Source organism: Pseudonocardia kunmingensis (assembly GCF_006716445.1).
GTDB lineage: Bacteria > Actinomycetota > Actinomycetes > Mycobacteriales > Pseudonocardiaceae > Pseudonocardia > Pseudonocardia kunmingensis.
On the sequence record NZ_VFPA01000003.1, the window covers coordinates 564836 to 586333 of the forward strand.

Genomic DNA, 21498 nt, shown 5'->3' on the forward strand with positions numbered 1-21498 from the left:
TCAGTCGCGGGCCTGCACCGCGGCCACCCGGTCCAGGACGTGGCGCCGGGCCCGGCCCACCCATCGCGGGTCGCGGGGGAAGCGGGCGAAGTCGTGCAGCTCGCCGAGCAGCGGGTCCTGCGGCCCGACGCCGGAGTGCCGCAGGAGCGCGAGGTCCTGGAGGCTCTCGGCGAAGACCTCCCAGCGCGTGGAGTCGACCGGCCCGCTCTCCCCGGGGTAGACGGCGAAGCAGTCGCCGCTGGGCAGCGCCCGCCCCCCGTCGGTGACGCGGTAGGGGTCGACGAGCTCGCTGGTCAGGTGCCGGTACCAGTAGTTGTAGCCCCAGTGCAGGAAGCCCTGCGCGCCGCTGCGGTGCAGCAGCCAGCCCAGCATCCGCAGCTTGGGCAGCGGGGTGTCCATCAGCCGGTTGACGTAGTGCCCGCGCGGCACGTTGCAGAAGTACGCCCAGGCCGGGAAGCCCCCGGCGAGGAACTCGGGGGCGGTCTCCACGATCGGGACGGGCACGTCGATGAGCCCCTCCGCGGCGAAGCGCACGTCGCTCAGGGCATCCGTCACCCGCATCCACGGGGCCACGGTCCGCAGGAGCTGCCGCGCGGCCCGGTAGTTCGCGAGCGCCTCGTCACCGGAGGGCTCGTCGGACAGGTGGAACCAGCTGCGCCCGACCAGCCCCTCGGCGTCGAGGAAGCGCTCCAGCTCCGGCAGCAGCCGGGCCAGGAACGCCTCGTAGGTGGGTGAGGTGGCGCCGGTGCCGTCCGCCCACAGCGCCCGCCCGCCCGCGCCGTGGCCCTCGTAGACGCGCGGCGCGTGCGCGGCCCCCCACTGCGTGAACAGGTGCGACCACTCGAAGCCGGAGATGCCGTGCGCCCGGCAGGCGCGGATCCAGCGCTGCACCAGCGTCCAGTCGAACCGGTACCCGTCGCCGTCGCGGTGCACCCCGAGCAGCTGCGTCGGGCGCTTCACGCCGTCGAGCGCCGGGGTGAGCAGCGGGACGTACATCGTGTCCGAGCCGTGCTCGGCGTTGTTGCGCAGGTAGGGGTCGAGCACCTGCCAGAACCGGTCGCCGAACGGCTCGACGCCGTAGTGGTCGCAGAGGGCGTCGGCGTAGAGCCAGTTGGTGACGGGGAACCCCTCGCGCGGGGGGAGCACCGCGCGGTGGACGTCCAGGACGGCGCTCACCTGCCGCGGCTCGCCGCCCTCCGGGCGCAGCGCCACGCGGACCTCGTAGGCGCCCGGCCCGACCGCGGGCGGCACCGCGGCGGTGACCCAGAAGCTGTGGGTCTCGTGCGGCCCGGCGGGGATCTCGGTCTGCTCCAGGAGCGGGTCGGGGGCCGGCCCGGGGAGGTGCGCGAGGCCGTCGATCTCCTCGGCGGGTACGCCGGCCGTCAGCTGCTCCACCGGCACGTACCCCACGCGGCGCAGCGTCGCGGGGATCGGCGCGGACACCGCCGCCGACACGGTGCAGGGCTGCTCGCCCGTGCGGAACACGACCTGGAACGCCACGCGCTCGCCGCGCGCGGCGGCCAGGCGCAGCGGCCGCTCCTCCTCGGCGGGGGAGGACGGGAAGAACCGGCGCGTCGAGGGCGCCGACCAGGCGTGCAGCATGATCCTCATCTCGGGGTCGGCAGCGGCCGCAGCATGCCCAGCAGGCGCGCGGCCTCGTCTGCCACCGCGGCCCGGGCGGGGGCGAGGTACTTGCGGGTGTCCACCACGGCCGGGTCCGCGGCCAGCCGGCGGCGGACCTCGGCGGTGAACACGTGGTTCAGGTGCGTCGCGATATTGATCTTCGTCATGCCGGCGTCGACCGCGCGGGCCAGGTCGGCGTCCGCGACGCCCGAGGAGCCGTGCAGGACCAGCGGCACCGGTACGGCCGCGCGCAGCCGGGCGATCAGCGCGAAGTCCAGTGCCGCGGTGCGCTCCAGCATCGCGTGCGAGCTCCCGACCGCCACGGCGAGCGCGTCGACCCCGGTCGCCGCCACGAACTCGGCGGCCTGGTCCGGGTCGGTCCGCGCGCCCGGGGCGTGCACGCCGTCCTTCCCGCCGACCTCACCCAGCTCGGCCTCCACCCACACCCCGTGGTCGTGGCAGAAGGCCGCGACCTCGCGGGTGCGCCGGACGTTGTCGGCGTAGTCGAGCCGGGAGGCGTCGAACATCACCGAGCCGAACCCGAGCGCGACGGCGCGGTGCACCAGCTCCTCGTCCTCGGCATGGTCGAGGTGCACGGCGACGGGCGGCGCCGACCGCCGCGCGGCGGCGATCGTCGCGGCGGCGATCGGGTCCAGCGCGCCGTGGTAGCGGGCCGCGTTCTCGCTGATCTGCAGCACGACCGGGGCCTGCGCCCGCTCCCCCGCCGCGACGAGGGCCTCGACGTGCTCGAGCTGGATGACGTTGAACGCGCCGACCCCGCACCCCGCCTCCGCGGCGGGGCCGACGATGTCACCGGTCGGTGTGAGCGGCATGGATCTCCTCGAGGTGGACGGCGGCGCGGTGCCGCCGGTGGAGGTCGAGATCGACGTCGCCCGCCACGGGGGCCGCGACGGCGGCCGCCGACAGCGACACGGCGTCGCGCAGGAGGTCCGGCCAGGCCGCGCCGGCGACGAGCCCGGCGGTGAGCGCGGCGACGCACGCGTCCCCGGCCCCGGTCGGGTTCCCCGCGACGCGCCGCGGCGGGCGGGCGCGCCACGCCCCGTCCGCGGTCACCGCGAGCAGCCCGTCGGCGCCCAGCGAGGCCACCACGGCACCGGCGCCGCGGGCGCGCAGCCACGCCGCGGCCTCCCGCGGATCCCCGGCACCGGCCACGGCCGCGAGCTCCGCGGCGTTGGGTTTGACCACGTCCGGTCGCGCCGCGAGGGCGGCGGCGAGCACCGGCCCGTCGGCGTCGACGACGGTGCGCGCGTCGGTGGCGGCGACCAGCCGCGCGTAGGCGTCGGGGCGGACACCGGGGGGCAGACTGCCGGAGAGGACCACCGCGTCGGCCCCCGCGGCGAGGACCGCGAACCGGTCGGCGAACGCCGCCCACTCGTCGTCGGACACCTCGGGGCCGGGCTCGTTGAACAGGGTGGCGTCGCCGTCGGCGGCGGCCACGACGGTGACCGTGCGCCTGCTCTCCCCGGCGACGGGCACGAGCGCGTCGGGCAGGCCCGCCGCGGCGAGGTCGGCCCGGATCGCCGCGCCCGTGGCGCCGCCGGCGAACCCGCTCACCACGACGTCGTGGCCCAGCGCGCGCAGGACGCGGGCGACGTTGACGCCCTTGCCGCCCGCGCGGGTGCGGACCTCGCGCACCCGGTGCGTCGCGTGCGGGACGAGCGCGTCGACGTCGTAGGTGACGTCGAGCGCGGCGTTGAGGGTGACGGCGAGGATCACGCGACCCACTCCCCCTTCGCCAGCACGCGCCGCACGCCGAGCGCGGCGTCGAGCACCACGAGGTCGGCGTCGTACCCCGCGCGCAGGGCACCCACGCGGGGCAGCCCGAGCACCGCGGCGGGCGTCGCGGTCAGCGCGCGGACGGCGTCGACCAGCGGGATCCCGGCCCCGACCGCGCCCCGCAGCGCCGCGGACGTGCTGAGCGTGCTCCCGGCGAGCGAGCTGCCGTCGGCGAGGCGGGCGACCCCGCCCTCGACGTGGATGCGGCGCCCGCCGAGCGTCCAGGTGCCCTCCCCGACGCCGGCGGCGTCGACGGCGTCGGTGACGAGCGCGACCCGGTCCGGGCCCGCCGCCCGCGCCGCCGCGCGCACGACCGCGGGGTGCAGGTGGGCGCCGTCGCAGATCAGCTCCACGACCACCCGCTCGTCCTCCAGCAGGGCGGCGACCGGGCCGGGCTCGCGGTGGTGCACCCCGGGCATGCCGTTGAACAGGTGCGTCGCGACCCTCGCCCCGGCCTCGACCGCCGTGCGCGTCACCGCGTAGGTGGCGTCGGTGTGCCCGACCGCGGCGACGGCACCGGCCGCGACCACCGCGCGGACGGCCTCCGGCCCGCCGGGCAGCTCGGGTGCGAGCGTGACCATCCGCACCGCTCCCCCGCCGGCGCGCAGCAGCCGTGCCACGTCGGCGCGCTCGGGCGGCCGCAGCGCAGCCGGGTCGTGCGCCCCGCACCGGGCCGCGCTCAGGAACGGCCCCTCCAGGTGGACGCCGGCGAGCTCGCCGTCCTGCACCAGCTCGGCGAGGTGGGCGATGTCGCGTTCCAGCGCCGCGATCGGCGCCGAGACGAGGCTCGCCAGCATGGTGGTCGTGCCGTTCCTGCGGTGGTGGGCGACCACGCGGCGGGCGGCGTCCGGGCCGTCGGCGAACCCGGCCCCGCCGCCGCCGTGCACGTGGATGTCGACGAAACCGGGCGTGACCCAGCTGCCGGCGAGGTCGTGGTCGGGGACGCGCGGCGGAGCGCCCGCACCGACGCGGGCGATGCGCGCACCGTCGACCTCGACCCACCCCGGGTCGAGCACACCATCAGGCGCGATCACCCGCGCCCCGCCCAGCAGGATCGTCACCGGGCCGAACCCACCCCGGCCTGCAGCCGCTCGCGCGCCATCAACCCGGCGCCGAGCGCGCCGGCCCGGTCACCGAGGGCCGCGCGCACCACGCGCGGGCGGCGCTGGAACGACAGCCTCCCGTCCAGCGCGGCGCGCAGCGGGTCGAGCAGCAGCGCACCCGACTCGGCGAGCCCGCCGCCCACCACCACGATCTCGGGTCCGAGCAGGGTGGCGCAGGTGGCGAACACGCCGGCGAGGGCGTCCACCGCCTCGGCCCACACCGCGACGGCAGCCGGGTCGTCGCCCCGGCCCGCGGCCGCGGCGATCTCCGGCACCGGCGTGGCGCGCCCGGTGCGCGCCGCGTAGCGCCGTGCGACGGCGGGTGCGGACGCGACGGTCTCCAGGCACCCGCGCAGCCCGCAGCCGCACGCCGCCCCGCCCGCGTCGACGACGAGGTGCCCGATCTCCCCCGCGAACCCGGAGCCCGAGACCGGGCGGCCGTCGAGCACGACCGCGGCGCCGATGCCGGTGCCGATGGGGACGAACAGCGCGTCGCGCGCGCCCCGGGCCGCACCGAGGCGGACCTCGGCGAGGCCGCCGGCCCGCACGTCCTGGCCGAAGGCCAGCGGCACGCCCAGGCGGGCCTCGAGCACGCTGCGCATCGGCAGGTCGCGCCATCCGAGGTTGGCCGACAGCACCGCCGTGCCGCTGTCCTCGTCGACGATGCCGGGCACGACGATCCCGGCCGCGGCGACGCCACCCGCACGCGCGGTGAGATCGGCCGCGAACGCCACGACCGCCTCGACGACCGCGTCCGGCCCGTCCGCGCGCGGGGTGGGACGCGTGCAACCGTGCAGCTCGCGGCCGGCCGCGTCGACGACGGACCCCTTCATCCGGGTGCCGCCGACGTCGATCGCCAGTACGGGCTCGGAGGTGACGGCCACGGTCAGCCGGTGAGGATCACGGAGCGCGTCAGGTGGCGCGGCTGGTCGGGGTCGAGCCCGGCCGCGGCCGACCTCGCCACCGCCGTGCGGTGCACGCGCACCAGCTCGGCCATCGGATCGGCCGGGGAGGTGACGAACGCGCCGCCGATGCCGCGGACCTCGGCCTCCAGCCCGGGAGGCGCGGTGCCGAGCATCCACACGACCCGCCCGGGGCCCGCGATGCTGATCGGCCCGTGCCGGTACTCGAGCGCGGGGTAGGACTCGGTCCAGGCGCAGGCCGCCTCGCGCAGCTTCAGCGCGGCCTCGTGGGCGAGGCCCACGGTCCAGCCGCGGCCGAGGAACGTCAGCTGCGACGCCCCGACGAGCTGCGGGTCGAGCTCGTCGGCCAGCGCCCGGCGCGCGTCCTGCACGGCGGGCGCCAGGTCCTGCCCGAGCGACGCCCGCAGCAGCGCGAGCGCGGAGGTGGCGAACCGTGTCTGGACGACCGACTCCTCGTCGGCGTAGGGCAGCGCGACGACCTCGTCGACGACGTCCACGACCGGGGTGCCCGCGTCCGCCGTGATCACGGCGGACGGGACGCTGCCGCGGAGCGCGCGCAGGACGTCCAGCACCTCGGTGGTGGTGCCGGAGCGGGTGATCGCGAGCACCCGGTCGTAGGCCCGACCGACCGGCAGCTCCGACGCGGCGAAGGCGTCGGTCTCCCCGAGCCCCGCACCCTCCCGGGCACTGGCGTAGGCCTGCGCGACGAACCACGACGTCCCGCAGCCGACCACCGCCACCCGCTCGCCGGCGGCGGGCAGGGCGCCCCGGTGCCGGTCCACCTCGCTCGCGGCCCGCTCCCAGCACTCCGGCTGGCTCGCGATCTCCTCGCTGGTCTTGCTCACCCTCGTTCGTCCTTCCTCGTAGGCACTAGAACTTCACGCCACCCGCGGTGAGCCCCGACCGCCACTGGTCCTGCAGGGTCAGGAACAGCACGACCAGCGGGACCATCGACACGAACGACCCGACGACGACGAGGTGCTGGAGCTCGGGCTGCTCGGCGAGACCGCTCTGGTTCCAGCTGTAGAGCCCGAGCGTGAGCGGGTAGAGCCGCTCGTCGTAGAGCACGATCAGCGGCAGGAAGAAGTTGTTCCAGATGTTGATGAACGCGAACAGGAACACCATCAGCACCCCGGGGAGCATGATCCGCAACCCGACGGTGAAGAACAGCCGGAACTCCCCCGCCCCGTCGACGCGCCCGGCCTCCAGCAGCTCGGGCGGGATGCTGCTCTCCGCGTACACCCGCGCCAGGTAGACGCCGAACGGCAGCACCAGCACCGGCAGCAGGACGCCCCAGTAGGTGTCCACGAGGTTCAGCGCGAGCAGCATCTGGTAGATCGGCAGCACCTGCACCGTGTTCGGCACGAGCACGCTGGCGATGATCGCCACGAAGACGATCGACTTGCCGCGGAAGTCGTAGACGGCCAGCGCGTAGCCGGCGAGCGCGCAGATGAAGGCGCAGCCGAGCGCACCCCCGCCGGTGTAGACGACGGAGTTCAGCATCCAGCGCCAGAAGATCCCGTCGTTCTCCGCGGTGAGCGCCACCAGGTTCTCCCACAGGTGGAACTCCCCCGGGACCAGGCCGTTGGTGGCGTAGAGGTCCGACTGCTCCTTCGACGCGGCCAGCGCCAGCCAGTAGACCGGCAGCAGGAAGTAGCCCGCCACGCCCAGCAGCAGGACGGTGGTGAGCCACCACCACAGCGAGCGGCGCGGCCGGCGCGGCGCCGGCGCGGCCTCCCGAGCGGGGGCGGGAGCGGGCGCGGACGGGGCGAGCTGGGGCAGTCCGGTCATCGGGCGCTCCTGCGCTGGGCCAGGGTGAGGAACCCGAAGGAGAAGACGAAGGCCACGAGGGCGAGCAGGATCGCGGTCGCCGAGGCGAGCTGCGGGTTCTGCGCCCCGAACGCGATGGAGTGGATCGCCATGTTCGGCGTGTAGGAGGCGGACACCGCCGACGTGAGGTTGCGCAGGATGGTGGGCTCGGTGAACAGCTGCAGCGTCCCGACGATCGAGATGACCGTGGTCATCGTCAGCGCGGCGCGCAGCTGCGGCACCTTGATCGACCAGGCGATCCGCAGCTCCCCCGCCCCGTCCAGGCGGGCGGCCTCGTAGGCGTCGCGCGGCAGGCCGCGCAGCGCGGCGAACAGGATCGTCATGTTGATCCCGACGAACGCCCACGTGACGACGTTGCCGATGGAGAACAGCACGGTGGACTCGCCGAGGAAGTCCAGCCCGACCATGCCCGAGAGGGGGCTGGTCTGCGGGGTGTACAGGAACCCCCAGGCGAGCGCGCCGATCACACCCGGCACCGCGTAGGGCAGCAGGTAGACCGTGCGCAGCACGGGGTGCAGGCGGCGGGACCCGCCCGCGTCGAAGACGAGCGCGAGGACCAGCGAGATCGCCAGCATGATCGGCACCTGCACCAGCCCGAAACCGACCATCCGCAGCACGCCGCCGATCAGCTCGGGCGAGGTGAGCGCGACCGCGTAGTTCTCCAGGCCGACGAAGTGCAGCGTGCCCCCGTCGAGCCCGAGGCCGGAGCGGCGCACCGAGAACAGGCTGCTGTACACGGCGAGCAGGATCGGCAGCACCGCGAACACGACGAACAGCACGAGGAACGGCGCGAGGAAGGTGTAGGCGATCCGGTCGGCCCGGCGCCGCCGGGACCGCCCCGCGTCGCCCGGCGCCGCCACCGGTGCCACGGCGATGCTCACGACCGGCCCCGATCCGCCGTGCCGCTCGCCGCGCGCGAGCCACGAGTGGTCGTCATCGAACCCCTTCCATCGTCGGGCCTGCTTGCGTTCACGGGACGGTCACGCCCAGCCCCTGCGACCGCAGGAGCTGCACCGTCGACTCCTGCACCTGGCCGATGACCTGCGGGATCGTCTCCCGCCCCGCGATCACGCCGGCCATCGCGTCGCCGAAGTCCTCGTAGGCCTGGGACATGCCCGGCCCGTAGGACCAGGTGACCGGCAGGCGCGCGGCCGCGTCGACGAACACGTCACTGATCTCCTGGCCGCCGAAGTAGGCGACGCCGGGTGCCGCGGCGGACAGCTCGAGGCCCGCGGTGGCGGCGGGCAGCAGCCCGGCGGTCTCGATGAGGATCGCCAGGCTGCCCGGGTCCGTGTTCATCCACACCAGGAACTCGGCCGCCTCCCGCGGGTGCTCCGAGGCGGACGACACGATGTTGGCGCTGCCCCCGGTGTCCCCCGTGGCGTCGGAACCCTCCCAGGTGGGCAGCGGCGCGACGGCCCACCGGCCCTCCTGGTCGGCGACGTTCGTGGCCAGGAACTCGGCGAACCAGTTGGCGTGCGGGATGGCGAGGATGCGGTCCTGCTGGGTGGCGTTCCAGAACGCCGGGCTCAGCCCCTGCTCGGGCACCACGAGGTCCTCGTCGAGCATCGACTGCCAGTACTGCGCCACCCGCTGCGAGGGTGGCGAGTCGATCGCCGCGACCCACGACTGCCCCTCGATCCCCGACCACGCCGTGCCGGACTGCCACAGCAGCCCCTGCCACCAGGTGGGGTCGTTGGGCGGGACGGCCGTGAGGTGGGCCTCGGGCGCGACCTGCCGCACCTGGGCCGCGGTCTGCCGGAACTCCTCCCAGGTGCGGGGCACCGCGAGCCCGTACCGCTCGAAGAGGTCGGCGCGGTAGTACAGCACCATCGGGCCGAGGTCCTGCGGCACCCCGTACACCTCACCGCCGTAGGCGACGGTGCTCCAGGCGGCCTGCGGGAACCGCTGCGCCGCGTCACCGACGTACGCGCCGATCGGCGCGGCCCGGCCGCTGATCGCGTAGTCCGGCACCTTGTACTGGCTGATCTGCGTGACGTCGGGGCCGGTGCCCGCGTCGATGGCGGTCGAGATCTTGGCCTGGTCGCCGCTGGGGATGGGTCGGTAATCGACCTCGATGTGGTCGTGGGTGTCGTTGTAGAGCTGCACGACCCGCTCGATGCCGGGAACCCACGCCGCGAACTCGATGGTCACCACCTCGTCCGCCGGTTCGCTCGCGCATCCGGCGAGGCCGAGCGCCGCCGCCGCAGCCACGGCCAGTGCACGCACCGGAGACCGGCGCCCTGGCTTCACGTGCACGTCGACCTCCGCTGGTGTGCCCTGTCGCTCGACCGCACCCTATGTGCACTTATATGCGCGAATCAAGAGGCAAACGAACAGAGACGAGCACCGCTACGCTCTGCGGGCCAGCACTGCCCAGGGAGGACCACGATGACCCGGCACGAGCGCCTCACCGCGCTGCTCGGGCTGCTCGCGGAGCAGGAGCGCATCGAGGTCGACGACGCGGCCACCGCGCTCGGCGTGTCCCCCGCGACGATCCGGCGCGACCTCGACCACCTCGCCCAGCAGCAACTGCTCGTGCGGACCCACGGCGGCGCGATCGCCGGGAACGTGGCCTACGACCTCCCGCTGCGCTACAAGACCGCGCGGCGCGCCGAGGAGAAGCAGCGCATCGCCGAGGTCGCCGCGGGGCTCGTCGGGCCGGGCGCGGTGCTGGGCATGAACGGCGGGACCACCACCACCGAGGTCGCCAGGGCCCTCGCCGTGCGCAGCGACGCCGCCGCGGGCGGCGCGGGCGAGGTCACCGTCGTGACGAACGCGCTCAACATCGCGGCCGACCTGACCGTGCGCCCGCACATCAAGGTGGTCGTCACCGGCGGCGTCGCCCGCCACCAGTCCTACGAGCTCATCGGCCCCCTGGTCGGGCGCGTGCTCGACGAGCTGACCCTCGACATGGTCTTCCTCGGGGTGGACGGGCTGCACTCCCGCCACGGCGCCAGCGCCCACCACGAGGGCGAGGCGAGCATCAACCGTCTGATGGCGGGCCACGCGCGGCAGGTCGTCGTGGTCGCCGACAGCTCGAAGCTCGACAAGCGCGCCTTCGCCCGCATCTGCCACGTGCACGAGATGCACACCCTCGTCACCGACTCCGGCGCTCCCGACGACGTCGTCGAGCGGTTCGAGGAGCAGGGGGTGCGCGTGCTCCGGGCGTGATCGCGCGCCGCAGTAGCCTTCACCCCGTGGGGATCGTGCGCGCCTGGACGCGGACCGGGGCCGGTCTCGTCCTCGGCGCCGCCTCCGCCGCCGCGCACCTGCTGCTCGCGCTCCCGGTCGCCGTCGCCCTGCTGGTGCCTGCACTGCGGCCCGCCGCCGAGCGGCTCGGCGTCCGGCTCGCGGCGCTCGAACGCCGCCGCGTCACGGTGCTGCTGGGCGGCACCGGCGGGCCCGCCGCCGCGTCGCCGGCGCGCGCCCTGCGCTACCTCGCGGCCCGGATCCCCGCCGGCCTGCTGGGCGGGGCCGTGCTGGCCCTGCTCGGCCTCGGCACGTGGTACGCGGCGACGATCCTGTGGTCGTGGGCCACCGGCACCCGCTGGCTCGGCGAGGACACAGAAGAAGTGATCACCGGTGCGGTCGTCGCCTACTACAGCGTGCCCGGCGCCGTACTGCTCTACCTCGCCCTTGCCGGCGCGGCCGGGGTCGCGCGGTGGGAACGCCTGCTGCGGACCCGGCTGCTCGCACCGTCCCGGGAGGAACGGCTCGCACGGCGCGTCGAGGAGCTCGCCCGCACCCGCGACGCCGTGGTCGCCGCCGTCGACGACGAGCGCCGCCGCATCGAACGCGACCTGCACGACGGCGTCCAGCAGCAGCTGGTGGCGCTGGGCATGCTGCTCGGGCGGGCGCGGCGCCACCCCGAACGCGCCGACGCCCTCGTCGTGCAGGCCCACGAGGCGGCGCAACGCGCGCTCGTGGAGCTGAGGGACGTGTCGTGGCGGGTCTACCCCGCGGCACTGGACACCGGCGGCCTGGCCACCGCGCTGGAGTCGGTGGCCGAGCGCGCGCCGCTGCCGGTCCGCATCCGCTGCGAGCTGCCTTCCGAACCGCCCGCCGACGTCCGCGCCGTTGCCTGGTTCGTCGTCAGCGAGGCGGTGACGAACGCGGCGAAGCACTCGGGCGCGCTCGGCGTCGACGTCTCGGTGCGGGCCGCGGACGGTCTGCTGCGGGTGAGCGTCCGCGACGACGGCCGGGGCGGCGCCGACCCGACCGGCGGCGGGCTGGCGGGGCTCGCCCGCCGGGTCGATGCCGCCGACGGCACGTTCCGCGTCCACAGCCCGCCGGGCGGGCCGACCACCGTCGAGACGGAGCTCCCGTGCGCGTGACCATCGCCGAGGACTCGGCCCTGCTGCGCGAGGGCCTGGTCCGCCTGCTCGTCGACGAGGGCCACGAGGTGCTCGCCGCCGTCGGGGACGCGCGCGCCCTGCTCGGGGCCGTCGAGCAGGAGCAGCCCGACGTCGTCGTCGCCGACGTCCGGATGCCTCCCACGCACAGCGACGAAGGTGTGGTCGCCGCGCTGGAGATCCGGCGGCGCTGGCCGGAGGTGGGCGTGCTCGTGCTGTCGCAGTACGTGGAGCGCCGGCACACCGCGCAGCTGATCGGCGGCGACGGCGGCCGCGTCGGCTACCTGCTCAAGGACCGGGTCGCGCAGGTCGGGGAGTTCCTGGACGCGCTGGAGCGGGTCGGGGCGGGCGGCGCGGCGTTCGACCCCGAGGTGGTGCGCCAGCTGCTCGCCGCGGGCCGCCGCACCGACCCGCTCTCCCGGCTCACCCCGCGCGAGCGCGACGTGCTCGACGCCATGGCCGAGGGGCTCACCAACGCAGGCACCGCCGAGCGGCTGCGGATGTCGGTCAGCGCCGTGGAGAAGCACGTGGCGTCGATCCTCGGGAAGCTGGGCATCCCGGAGACGGCCGGTTACAGCCGCCGGGTGCTGGCGGTGCTGCGGTACCTGGGTTCGTGACGGGGTGATCGCCGGTTCGGTGCACTCACTGCGGCCCCGACGTCGGTGAGCGCACCCGATCGGCGATCACCCGCTCCACCAGCGGCAGCGACCGCAGCTGCCGCTCCAGGTGCCACTGCAGGTGCGCGGCCACGAGGCCGCTCGTGTCGCGACGGGTGGCGGGGGCGGCGCCGTCCGCGGCGTTCCAGTCGCCGTGCAGCAGGGCGTCGAGCAGCGCGAACGTCTCCCGCGACGGCATGACCGAGCCGGGCGGGCGGCAGCGGGGGCACACGGCACCCCCGGCGGCGATGTTGAACGCCGGGTGCGGGCCGGGCTCGGCGCACCGCGCGCACTCGCTGATCGCGGGCGCCCAGCCGGCGTGGGTCATGGCGCGCAGCAGGAACGCGTCCAGCACCAGCGAGGCGTCGCGCTCCCCGTCGGCGAGCGCCCGGATCGCGCCGACGAGCAGCAGGTAGACGCGCAGCGCGGGCTCGCCCTCCTCGGCGACGAGCCGGTCGGCGGTCTCCAGGATCGCGCAGCCGGAGGTGTAGCGCGCGTAGTCGCCGAGGATGCCCGCACCGAAGGCGTCGACCGTCTGGGCCTGGGTGACGACGTCGAGGGATCTGCCCGTGTAGCACTGCACGTCGACGTGGTTGAACGGCTCCAGCCGGGCCCCCCAGCGCGACCGCGTGCGCCGCACCCCCTTGGCCACGGCACGCACCTTCCCGCGGTGGCGGGTGAGCAGCGTGACGATGCGGTCGGCCTCGCCGAGCTTCTGCACCCGCAGCACCAGCCCGGTGTCGCGGTAGAGGCTCATCGCGCGCCAGCCTACGGCTCGCGGGTCGAGGCGGCGGCGTGGCACGCGCCCCGTCCGTCGGCGCGGGCGACGATCCGGCCGCCCGCCACGCGCACCGCGGCCTCGGTGCCGTCGCTGACCGCGCGCTCCCCCGCCGCGGCGGCCACCGCCCCGGTCGGGTCGACGACGACCCGCAACCGCGGCCAGGCGGCGGCGGGCACGGCGGCGCGCAGGTCGCGGCGCAGCTCGGCGACGACCAGCCGGGCGAGCGGCAGCAGCTCCGCGGGCTCGCTGCTGACGACCACGGCCGTGACGGTCGCGTCCCGCGGCGCGGCCCGCACCGCCTCCTCGACGGCCGCGACCCGGTGCAGACCGAGGACGGCCACCACGCCGTCGGCGGTGAGGTCGGCGGGAGCGCCGCGCAGCGCGTCGGTCGCGGCCGGCGGCGTCCACGGACCGGCGGTGGGACGCGCCCGCGCGACGTAGGGCAGGTGCGGGGGCGCCCAGGTGTCGTCCAGGTCCAGGTCGGCGAGCTGCGCGCAGGCGGCCGCGAGGTCGAACGGGTCGGCGAACCCCGGCGCGACCACGGCGAGCTGGCCGGCCCCGTGCAGCGCCGTCAGCGCCGCGCGGGCGACGCGGACCCGGCGCGCCCCCGGCTCCAGCCCTTCGAGCGCGAGGCCGAGCAGCACCGCCGTCAGCTCCGTCAGCTGCGCGTAGGGCTCGCGCGTCCGCTCGTCGGCGAGCACCTCCGACACGAGGTCGGCGCCCAGCCGGTCCAGCCCGTCGACCTCCGCGGCGAGCGGGAGCCGGGCGAGCCGGGCCCGGGCGAACGCGCCCAGCGCGGCCCGCACGGTCGGGGCGACGCCGTCGGCCTGCCCCACGGGCGCACGCTCGGCGAGGTCGGCCAGCACCGCGAAGAACAGGGCGCGCTTGCCCGGGAAGTTGGAGTAGACGGCCCCGCGCGTGAGCTCGGCGCTCTCGGCGATCACGTCGATCTTCGCGTCCCGGAAGCCGCGCTCGGCGAACTCCTGGCGCGCGGCGGCCAGCACGCGGGCACGGTTGTGCTCCTGCATCTCGGCCCTCGTCCGCCGCGCCATCCGTGCCCTCCCGGCCTTGCCCGCCTCGCCGGATGGAGGATACCGTGACCATCCAGATGATAAGAACATCTGGTTTCACCATCCCAAGTGGAGGACCACGTGCCGCCCGAGATCGACCTCGCCGACCCCGCAGTGCTGCACGACCCGTTCCCGGCCTACGACCGCGCCCGGGAGGCCGGCCCGGTCGCGCGGCTGCTCGTGCCCGGCTTCCCGATGTGGGCCGTGACGCGCCACGCCGAGGCGCGGGCGGTGCTCACCGACCCGCGGTTCGCACTCGGCCCCGACAGCTACGCGCTGCGTCCCGACGTCCCCGAGCGTTGCCGGCCCTACCTGCGGTCGATGGGCGAGCTGGAGGGGCCGCAGCACACGCGGCTGCGCAGGCTCGTGGCGCCCGCGTTCACCGCGCGGCGCGCCGCGGCGGCACGGCCGTGGATCGGGCGGATCGTCCACGCGCTGCTCGACGACCTGGAGCACGAGGCCGCGAGCGGGCCGGTGGACCTGGTCACGACGGTCGCCCGGCCGCTGCCGATCGAGGTGATCTGCGAGCTCGTCGGAGTCCCTGCGGCCGACCGCCCCCGCTGGCGGGAGTTCGGCTCCGTCATCGCGACCGGGAACGGTGCCGCGTTCGCCGAGGCCGTGCCCGGCATCGTCGACGGGGCGCTCGAGGCCGTCGCGGCCCGGCGCGCCGAGCCCGGCGACGACCTGATCTCCGAGCTGGTCCGGGTGCAGGCGGAGGACGGTGACCGGCTGTCCGACACCGAGCTCGTGTCGCTCGTCTGGCAGCTGGTGCTGGGCGGCCAGACCCCGGCCAACCTCGTCGCCAACGCCGTGGAGGCGCTGCTGGCCCACCCCGCCCAGCTCGCCGCGCTGCGCGCCGACCCCGCCCTCGCGCCCGGGGCCGTCGAGGAGCTGATGCGCTGGTGCGGCCCGCAGCTGCTGACGATCCCGCGGTTCCCGGCCGAGGACGTGGAGGTCGGCGGCACGCGGATCCCGGCGGGCGAGCCGGTGACCGTCGCGATCGCGGCGGCGAACCGCGACCCGCGCGTGTTCGCCGGGCCGGACGTGCTGGACCTGCGCCGCCCCGCGGGCCCACCCGGGCACCTCGGATTCGCCCACGGGGCGCACTTCTGCCTGGGCGCCGGGATCGCCCGCGCGCAGACGCAGGTCGCCCTGACGGCGCTCCTGCAGCGCTTCCCCGAACTGGCCCTCGCAGGCGGGGCGCGGCGGGCCCCGGACGGCGGCACGTGGCGCCTGGCGGAGCTCCCGGTCACGCTCTGAGGGCACCACCCCACCGACGAACGGCACTTTCGTTGCTACCTAGCCGACGAAGGTGCCGTTCGTTGCGGGGGTGGTGCGCTCAGAAGCCGAGTTTGCGGAGCTGCCTCGGGTCGCGTTGCCAGTCTTTTGCGATCTTCACGTGCAGGTCCAGGAAGACCTTCGTGCCGAGCAGGGCCTCGATCTGGCGGCGGGAGTCGCTGCCCACCTGGCGCAGCCGCTCCCCGCCCTTGCCGATCACGATGCCCTTCTGGCTGGAGCGCTCCACGTAGATGTTGGCGTGGATGTTCAGCATCGGGTCGGCCTTGGGGTGGCGGCCCTCGCGCGGCACCATTTCCTCGATCACCACGGCGATCGAGTGCGGCAGCTCGTCGCGCACGCCCTCCAGCGCGGCCTCGCGGATCAGCTCCGCCACGAGCGTCTCCTCCGGCTCGTCGGTGAGCTCGCCGTCCGGGTAGAGCGGCGGGCCCTCCGGCAGCCGGGCGACGAGCAGGTCGGCGAGCACGTCGACCTGGAAGCCCTTCACCGCCGAGCAGGGCACGACCTCGGCGAACTCCATGAGCCCGGAGAGCTGGGTGAGCCGCTCCGCGATCTGCTCGGGCTGCGCCTTGTCGGTCTTCGTGACGACGCCCAGCACCGGCGTGCGGTTCGCCACGGAACGAAGCTCGTTCACGATGAACTCGTCGCCGCGGCCGACAGGCTGGTCGGCCGGCACGCAGAAGCCGATCACGTCGACCTCGGCCCAGGTCTCGCGGACCACGTCGTTGAGCCGGCTGCCGAGCAGCGTGCGCGGCTTGTGCAGGCCCGGCGTGTCGACGACGACGAGCTGCGCGTCCGGCCGGTGCAGGATCCCCCGGATCGCGTGCCGCGTGGTCTGCGGGCGGCTCGAGGTGATCGCGATCTTCTGCCCGATGAGCGCGTTGGTCAGCGTGGACTTGCCGGCGTTGGGCCGGCCCACGAAGCAGGCGAAGCCGGACCGGAAGCCCTCCGGCACGGACGCGAAGCCGGTCACGACGCCGTCAACGGGGCGAGCTTCTCGCCGGTGAGCTTCTCCAGGATCTCCCGGCCGATCGGCAGCGCGGCGGTGGCCGCGGGGGACGGGGCGTTGAGGACGTGCAGCACCGAGCCCGGGGCACCCAGCCCGCCGGAACCGGCCTGCTCGACGAACAGGAAGTCGTCGACGAGGGTGCCGTCGGCCTTCACGGCCTGCGCGCGCACCCCGGCGCCTGCCCGGTGCAGGTCCTCGGCGCGCACGTCGGGGAGCATCCGCTGGATCTGCTTGACCATCGCGCTCCGCGAGAGCGAGCGGTGCATCTCGCCGAAGCCGTACTTCCAGTGCTTCTTCGCGATCTTCAGCATCCCCGGGTAGGTGATCGTCTCCAGGAACTCCTTGGGCTTGACCGTGCCCCAGGAGTAGCCCTCGCGCGCCAGCGCGAGCACGGCGTTCGGACCGGCGTGCACGCTGCCGTCGACGCCGCGCGTGGCGTGCACCCCCAGGAACGGGAACGCCGGGTCGGGCACGGGGTAGATCAGGCCCTTGACCAGCTCGGCGGCGCGGTCGCTGAAGCCCGAGTACTCCCCGCGGAACGGGACGATCCGCACGCCGGGGTCGACGCCCGCCGCCTTCGCGACCTCGTCGCAGCGCAGGCCCGCGCACACGACGACCTGCTTGCCGAGCAGGTCGCCCGCCTCGGTGCGCACCACGACGTCGGACGCGCGCGGCAGGATCTGGCGGACCGGGCGGCCCAGGTGGATCTCCCCGCCCTCCTTGGCGACGAGCTCGCCGATCTTCTCCGCGACCGCCCGGTAGTCGGTGATCCCGGTGGAGGGCACGTAGAGGGCGGCGATGCCGCGCACGTGCGGCTCGTGCTCGCGCATGCCGGCCTGGTCCAGCTCGTGGTTCTCCACGCCGTTGGCGTCACCGCGCCGCTTGAGCTCCGCCATCCGCGGCAGCTCCTCGGGATCGGTGGCGACGACCAGCTTGCCGGTGCGCTCGTGCGGGAGGTCGTGCTCGCGGCAGAACGCGATCGTCTCGGCGCACCCGGCCACCGCGAGGCGCGCCTTGTAGCCGCCCGGGGCGTAGTACAGCCCGGAGTGGATGACATTGGAGTTGTTGCCGGTCTGGTGCGCGGCCAGGCGCGGCTCGCGCTCGACGACGGCGACCGAACGGCCGGTGCGGGCCACGGCGTGGGCGGTGGCGAGGCCGACGATGCCGCCGCCGACCACCACGACGTCGTAGGAGGGGGTGCTGGAGGTCATGAAGCGGTCTCCGAGGTGTGGATCTGGACGACGGCGCCGGAGGTGTCGGCGCGGAGGACGGGGGCGGCGGGCGCGAGGTCGAACACCGCGTTGAGCGAGCCGCTGTCGATCATCGCGGCGTCGGTGACGACGGCGGCCGCCTCGAGCCCGGGCGCCCCACTCGACACGGCGGCCGCCACCGCCGCCTGCAGGGCCGTGAGCTGCAACGACGGCAGCGCCACGGAGGCGGCCGCGTAGGTGCGCCCGTCGGTGTCGCGCACCGCGGCCCCCTCGGCGGCGCCGGTGCGGGCGCGCGCCGACCGGGCCAGGGTGACGATCTTGGCGTCCTCGGGGTCGAGACCCCCGGGATCAGCCGGAACGGACATGGTCACTGCCTCCGCTTCGCTTCGGCGAGCTCGCGGGCCGCGTGGGGCCATCCGAGCTCTCCTCCCGCTGGTCGGCGCGCTCGGCCGGTGCCCCGTCCGGGACGGCCGGCTCGACGGGCGCCACCAGCACCGTGTAGATCCGCACCCGGCCGCGGGCGTCCTTGCCGCCCTCGGCCAGCATCCGCAGGCCCGCGACCTCGGTCTCCGCGCCCGGCAGCGGCACCCGCCCGAGCTGCTGGGCGAGCAGGCCGCCGATGGTGTCGACGTCCGCGGCCTCCAGCACCTCGGCGAGGTCGTCCTCGCGGCCGTTCTCGCCGTCCGGCCCGCCGAACAGCTCCACGAGGTCGGTGGCCGGCAGCCGCGCGGACAGCCGGAGGCGGCCGCCGTCGAGCTCCTCGACGTCGGGCACCTCCCCGGAGTCGTACTCGTCGGTGATCTCACCGACGATCTCCTCGAGGATGTCCTCGATCGTCACCACACCCGCGGTGCCGCCGTACTCGTCCACGACGATCGCCATGTGGTTGCGGGCGGCCTGCATCTCCTTGAGCAGCTCGTCCACCCGCTTCGTGTCGGGCACGAGCGCCGCGGGGCGCATCACCTCGACGAGCGGGGCGTCCGGCGTCTCGACCTGCGCGCGGACGAGGTCCTTCAGGTAGGCCACGCCGATGATGTCGTCGATGCTCTCGCCGAGCACCGGGATGCGGGAGTAGCCGCTCTTGAGCGCCAGGCGCAGCACCTTGTCGACGGGCGTGTTCCGTTCGGTCCACACGACGTCCGGGCGCGGCACCATCACGCCGCGCACCAGCGTGTCACCCAGCTCGAACACCGAGTGGATCATCTGCCGCTCGTCCTCGTCGACGACACCGCTGGTGCTGGCCATGTCGACGAGCTCGCGCAGCTCGACCTCGGAGGAGAACGGGCCCTGCCGGAAGCCCTGGCCGGGGGTGATCGCGTTGCCGACCAGGATCAGCAGCTTGGTGAGCGGGCCGAGCAGGGTGGCGAGGGCGCGCACCGGCGCCGCGACGAGCATGCCGACGCGGTAGGGGTGCTGGCGACCGAGGGTGCGCGGGCCCACGCCGATGAGCACGTAGCTGACCACCAGCATGACCGCGCCCGCGGTGAGGCCCCCGGCCCAGTCCCGGTCGAAGATCTGGATGAGCGCGATCGCCAGCAGCACGGTGGCGGCGGTCTCCGCGGCCAGCCGCAGCAGCAGGAGCAGGTTGACGTGCCGCGGCCGGTCGGCGGCCACCGTGGCGAGCGCGCGCGCCCCGGGCCGTCCGGCGCGGACCAGCGCGTCGATCCGCGCACGCGACACCGAGTTCAGGGCGGCGTCGGCGGCGGCGAACAACCCGGCGAGCGGGATCAGCAGGACGGCGATGACGATCAGCGGGAGGGTGCCCGACAGTGCGGAGGACACGAGGTTCAGCCGTCCTCGAGCCCGGCCGTACCCAGCACGGCGGAGTCGCTGCGGTGCTGCGCCGCCTGGGCCGCCGCCTGCCTGCGGGCCGCCTGCCAGTCGCCGAGCAGCTTGTTCTGCAGCGCGAACATCTCGCGCTCCTCGTCGGGCTCGGCGTGGTCGTAGCCGAGCAGGTGCAGCACGCCGTGCACCGTGAGCAGGTGCAGCTCGTCGGCCAGGCCGTGGCCCGCCTTGCGCGCCTGCGCCTTGGCGAACTCCGGGCAGAGCACGATGTCGCCCAGCAGGGCGGGGCCGGTCTCGGGCGCGTCCGGGCGCCGCGACTCCTCGGCCAGCTCGTCCATCGGGAAGGACATGACGTCGGTGGGGCCCGGCTCGTCCATCCAGCGCTCGTGCAGCTCGCTCATGACCTCTTCGGTGACGGCGAGGATGGACAGCTCGGCGGCCGGGTTGACGTGCATGGCGTCGAGCGCCGAGCGCGCCACGGAGGCGATCAGCGACTCGTCCACGGGTACGCCGGACTCGTTGCAGACCTCGATCGACACGCGTTTCCCCTGCTCATTCACACCGGACGACAGGACCAGCGTAGACCGTGACCCCGGCTGGGTAGGTTCGCGGCCATGGTGACCGCGAACTGGGCAGGCAACGTCGTCTTCTCCTCCCGGACGGTGCACCACCCGACGTCGGTCGCCCAGCTGCAGGAGCTGGTGGCAGGCAGCGACCGGGTGCGGGCCCTGGGCTCGGGGCACTCGTTCAGCCGCATCGCCGACACCACCGGTGACCACGTCCGCCTGACCCGGCTCCCACCGGTCTGCGAGATCGACACGGCCGCCGCCACCGTCACCGTCTCCGGCGGGCTGCGCTACGGCGAGATCACCTCGCAGCTGCACGAGGCCGGGTTCGCGCTGCCCAACCTGGGCTCGCTGCCCCACATCGCGGTCGCCGGAGCCTGCGCCACGGGCACCCACGGCTCGGGGCGGACCAACGGCGTGCTCGCCACGGCCGTCTCCGCCGTCGAGCTGGTGGGCGCGGACGGCGAGCTGCGCACGGTGCGCCGCGGCGACCCCGACTTCGCCGGCTCCGTCGTCGCGCTCGGCGCGGTCGGGATCGTCACGGCGCTCACGCTGGACCTGCGGCCGGCGTTCGGCGTCCGGCAGTACGTCTACGAGGGCCTCGCCCTCGACGACGCGGAGGAGGCCCTCGACGCGGCCTACAGCGTCAGCCTGTTCACCCGCTGGGCGGGCCGGGGGTTCGAGCAGGTGTGGCTCAAGCAGCTCGAGAGCGACCCCGAGCCGCCGGTGCGCCTGCTCGGCGCCACCCGCGCGCCCGCCCCGGTGCACATGGTGCCCGGCGTCGACCCGAAGCACTGCACACCCCAGCTCGGCGAGCCCGGCCCCTGGCACGAGCGGCTGCCGCACTTCCGGCTCGCGTTCACCCCGAGCAGCGGTGACGAGCTGCAGTCGGAGTACTTCGTGCCGCGCGCGGCCCTGCTCGACGCCCTGCGCGCGGTCGACGCCGTGCGCGAGAAGGTCGCCCCCGTGCTGCAGGTGTCGGAGATCCGCACGGTGGCCGGCGACGACCTGTGGCTCTCCCCCGCCGAAGGCCGCGACACCGCGGCGCTGCACTTCACCTGGGTACCCGACACCGGCGCCGTGCTGCCCGCCGTGGCCGCGCTGGAGAACGCGCTGGAGCCGCTGCGCACCCGGCCGCACTGGGGCAAGGTCTTCGGCACCGCCCCGGCGAACGTCGCCGCGCTGTGGCCCCGGATGGCCGACTTCTCGGCCCTCGCCCGCCGTCAGGACCCCACGGGCAAGTTCCGCAACGCGATGCTGGACACCTACGTGCCGCTCTGACCGTTCAGCGCGGCGGCCACGACCGGTTCGTGCACCGACCGGCCCCCGACCACCGGCACGCTCCCTCTTGTCGGCTCGCGCACCCTTCTCTCGTCGACGGGGTGCGCGGCGCTCATCCGGTGACGCTCCTCCCCCGTGGCCCTGCCTCGTAGCCCGGGTTGCGGTGGGCGCGCCGTTCCCGGCTCGAGACCTCCTGCCCCACCCCGGCAGCC

At 75.1% G+C, this 21498-nt stretch carries 21 protein-coding genes; 5 read left to right on the top strand and 16 right to left on the bottom strand.

Translation table 11 applies throughout. The features are described from left to right. The 9 genes from FB558_RS25560 to FB558_RS25600 all read right to left on the bottom strand — a co-directional run bounded on the left by FB558_RS25560 (position 1) and on the right by FB558_RS25600 (position 9535). The gene (locus tag FB558_RS25560) at positions 1-1611 is read right to left on the bottom strand and encodes a DUF4091 domain-containing protein (protein WP_142057591.1); all 1611 of its coding nucleotides are present in this window, start codon (positions 1609-1611) and stop codon (positions 1-3) included. Next, positions 1608-2456 (bottom strand): class II fructose-bisphosphate aldolase, encoded by an 849-nt coding sequence (locus FB558_RS25565; RefSeq protein WP_142057593.1) that lies wholly within the window; start codon positions 2454-2456, stop codon positions 1608-1610. The genes FB558_RS25560 and FB558_RS25565 overlap by 4 nt, the downstream gene beginning before the upstream one ends. Next, the gene (locus FB558_RS25570) at positions 2434-3360 is read right to left on the bottom strand and encodes a 1-phosphofructokinase family hexose kinase (protein WP_142057595.1); all 927 of its coding nucleotides are present in this window, start codon (positions 3358-3360) and stop codon (positions 2434-2436) included. The genes FB558_RS25565 and FB558_RS25570 overlap by 23 nt, the downstream gene beginning before the upstream one ends. Next, on the bottom strand, positions 3357-4472 hold the full coding sequence (nagA, locus tag FB558_RS25575) for an N-acetylglucosamine-6-phosphate deacetylase (RefSeq protein ID WP_211366933.1): 1116 nt from the start codon (positions 4470-4472) through the stop codon (positions 3357-3359). Before nagA ends, FB558_RS25570 begins: the two co-directional genes overlap by 4 nt. Before the next feature lie 5 nt (positions 4473-4477). Then, entirely contained in the window at positions 4478-5407 is a 930-nt protein-coding gene (locus FB558_RS25580) for an ROK family protein (RefSeq protein ID WP_246106742.1), read from the bottom strand. Positions 5408-5409: 2 nt separating this feature from the next. Beyond that, a complete protein-coding gene (locus tag FB558_RS25585; RefSeq protein ID WP_142057599.1) occupies positions 5410-6291 on the bottom strand; it encodes an SIS domain-containing protein in 882 nt (293 codons plus the stop codon). A gap of 25 nt (positions 6292-6316) precedes the next feature. Beyond that, a complete protein-coding gene (locus FB558_RS25590; protein WP_142057601.1) occupies positions 6317-7237 on the bottom strand; it encodes a carbohydrate ABC transporter permease in 921 nt (306 codons plus the stop codon). Then, a complete protein-coding gene (locus tag FB558_RS25595) occupies positions 7234-8157 on the bottom strand; it encodes a carbohydrate ABC transporter permease (protein WP_211366840.1) in 924 nt (307 codons plus the stop codon). The genes FB558_RS25590 and FB558_RS25595 overlap by 4 nt, the downstream gene beginning before the upstream one ends. Positions 8158-8245: 88 nt before the next feature. Next, complete coding sequence (locus tag FB558_RS25600; protein ID WP_142057603.1) at positions 8246-9535, bottom strand: extracellular solute-binding protein; 1290 nt, start codon at positions 9533-9535, stop codon at positions 8246-8248. A gap of 132 nt (positions 9536-9667) precedes the next feature. Here FB558_RS25600 and FB558_RS25605 point away from each other — a divergent pair, with 132 nt between their 5' ends. The 3 genes from FB558_RS25605 to FB558_RS25615 are packed head-to-tail and all read left to right on the top strand — an operon-like array spanning position 9668 to position 12248. Continuing rightward, complete coding sequence (locus FB558_RS25605; protein ID WP_142057605.1) at positions 9668-10450, top strand: DeoR/GlpR family DNA-binding transcription regulator; 783 nt, start codon at positions 9668-9670, stop codon at positions 10448-10450. Between the two features lie 26 nt (positions 10451-10476). Beyond that, positions 10477-11613 carry a sensor histidine kinase gene (locus tag FB558_RS25610; protein ID WP_142057607.1) on the top strand — a complete coding sequence of 379 codons (1137 nt, stop codon included), beginning with the start codon at positions 10477-10479 and terminating at the stop codon, positions 11611-11613. Next, on the top strand, positions 11604-12248 hold the full coding sequence (locus FB558_RS25615) for a response regulator (RefSeq protein ID WP_142057609.1): 645 nt from the start codon (positions 11604-11606) through the stop codon (positions 12246-12248). Before FB558_RS25610 ends, FB558_RS25615 begins: the two co-directional genes overlap by 10 nt. 25 nt (positions 12249-12273) lie before the next feature. Here FB558_RS25615 and recO read toward each other — a convergent pair whose 3' ends face one another. Together recO and FB558_RS25625 are read right to left on the bottom strand one after the other, a co-directional pair. Next, complete coding sequence (recO, locus tag FB558_RS25620) at positions 12274-13044, bottom strand: DNA repair protein RecO (RefSeq protein WP_142057611.1); 771 nt, start codon at positions 13042-13044, stop codon at positions 12274-12276. A gap of 11 nt (positions 13045-13055) precedes the next feature. After that, positions 13056-14120 carry a TetR/AcrR family transcriptional regulator gene (locus FB558_RS25625; protein ID WP_142057613.1) on the bottom strand — a complete coding sequence of 355 codons (1065 nt, stop codon included), beginning with the start codon at positions 14118-14120 and terminating at the stop codon, positions 13056-13058. A gap of 99 nt (positions 14121-14219) precedes the next feature. On the opposite strand from FB558_RS25625, the gene FB558_RS25630 reads away from it, so the two are divergent. Next, a complete protein-coding gene (locus tag FB558_RS25630; protein WP_142057615.1) occupies positions 14220-15398 on the top strand; it encodes a cytochrome P450 family protein in 1179 nt (392 codons plus the stop codon). A 79-nt stretch (positions 15399-15477) separates the two neighbouring features. Here the strand turns inward: FB558_RS25630 and era are convergent, their stop codons facing one another. From era to ybeY, 5 genes are read right to left on the bottom strand one after another with little or no spacing between them, the layout of a single operon-like run. Next, positions 15478-16407: a GTPase Era gene (gene era, locus FB558_RS25635; protein ID WP_211366841.1), complete on the bottom strand. Its 930-nt coding sequence runs from the start codon at positions 16405-16407 to the stop codon at positions 15478-15480. Further along, a complete protein-coding gene (gene lhgO, locus FB558_RS25640) occupies positions 16404-17654 on the bottom strand; it encodes an L-2-hydroxyglutarate oxidase (RefSeq protein WP_142057617.1) in 1251 nt (416 codons plus the stop codon). Before lhgO ends, era begins: the two co-directional genes overlap by 4 nt. After that, entirely contained in the window at positions 17651-18019 is a 369-nt protein-coding gene (locus tag FB558_RS25645; protein ID WP_142057619.1) for a cytidine deaminase, read from the bottom strand. Before FB558_RS25645 ends, lhgO begins: the two co-directional genes overlap by 4 nt. Next, the gene (locus tag FB558_RS25650; protein WP_246106743.1) at positions 18003-19436 is read right to left on the bottom strand and encodes a hemolysin family protein; all 1434 of its coding nucleotides are present in this window, start codon (positions 19434-19436) and stop codon (positions 18003-18005) included. The genes FB558_RS25645 and FB558_RS25650 overlap by 17 nt, the downstream gene beginning before the upstream one ends. A 5-nt stretch (positions 19437-19441) precedes the next feature. Next, complete coding sequence (gene ybeY, locus FB558_RS25655) at positions 19442-19978, bottom strand: rRNA maturation RNase YbeY (RefSeq protein ID WP_142057621.1); 537 nt, start codon at positions 19976-19978, stop codon at positions 19442-19444. Between the two features lie 75 nt (positions 19979-20053). On the opposite strand from ybeY, the gene FB558_RS25660 reads away from it, so the two are divergent. Beyond that, positions 20054-21286 carry a D-arabinono-1,4-lactone oxidase gene (locus FB558_RS25660; RefSeq protein WP_142057623.1) on the top strand — a complete coding sequence of 411 codons (1233 nt, stop codon included), beginning with the start codon at positions 20054-20056 and terminating at the stop codon, positions 21284-21286. The last annotated feature ends 212 nt before the right edge of the window (positions 21287-21498 follow it).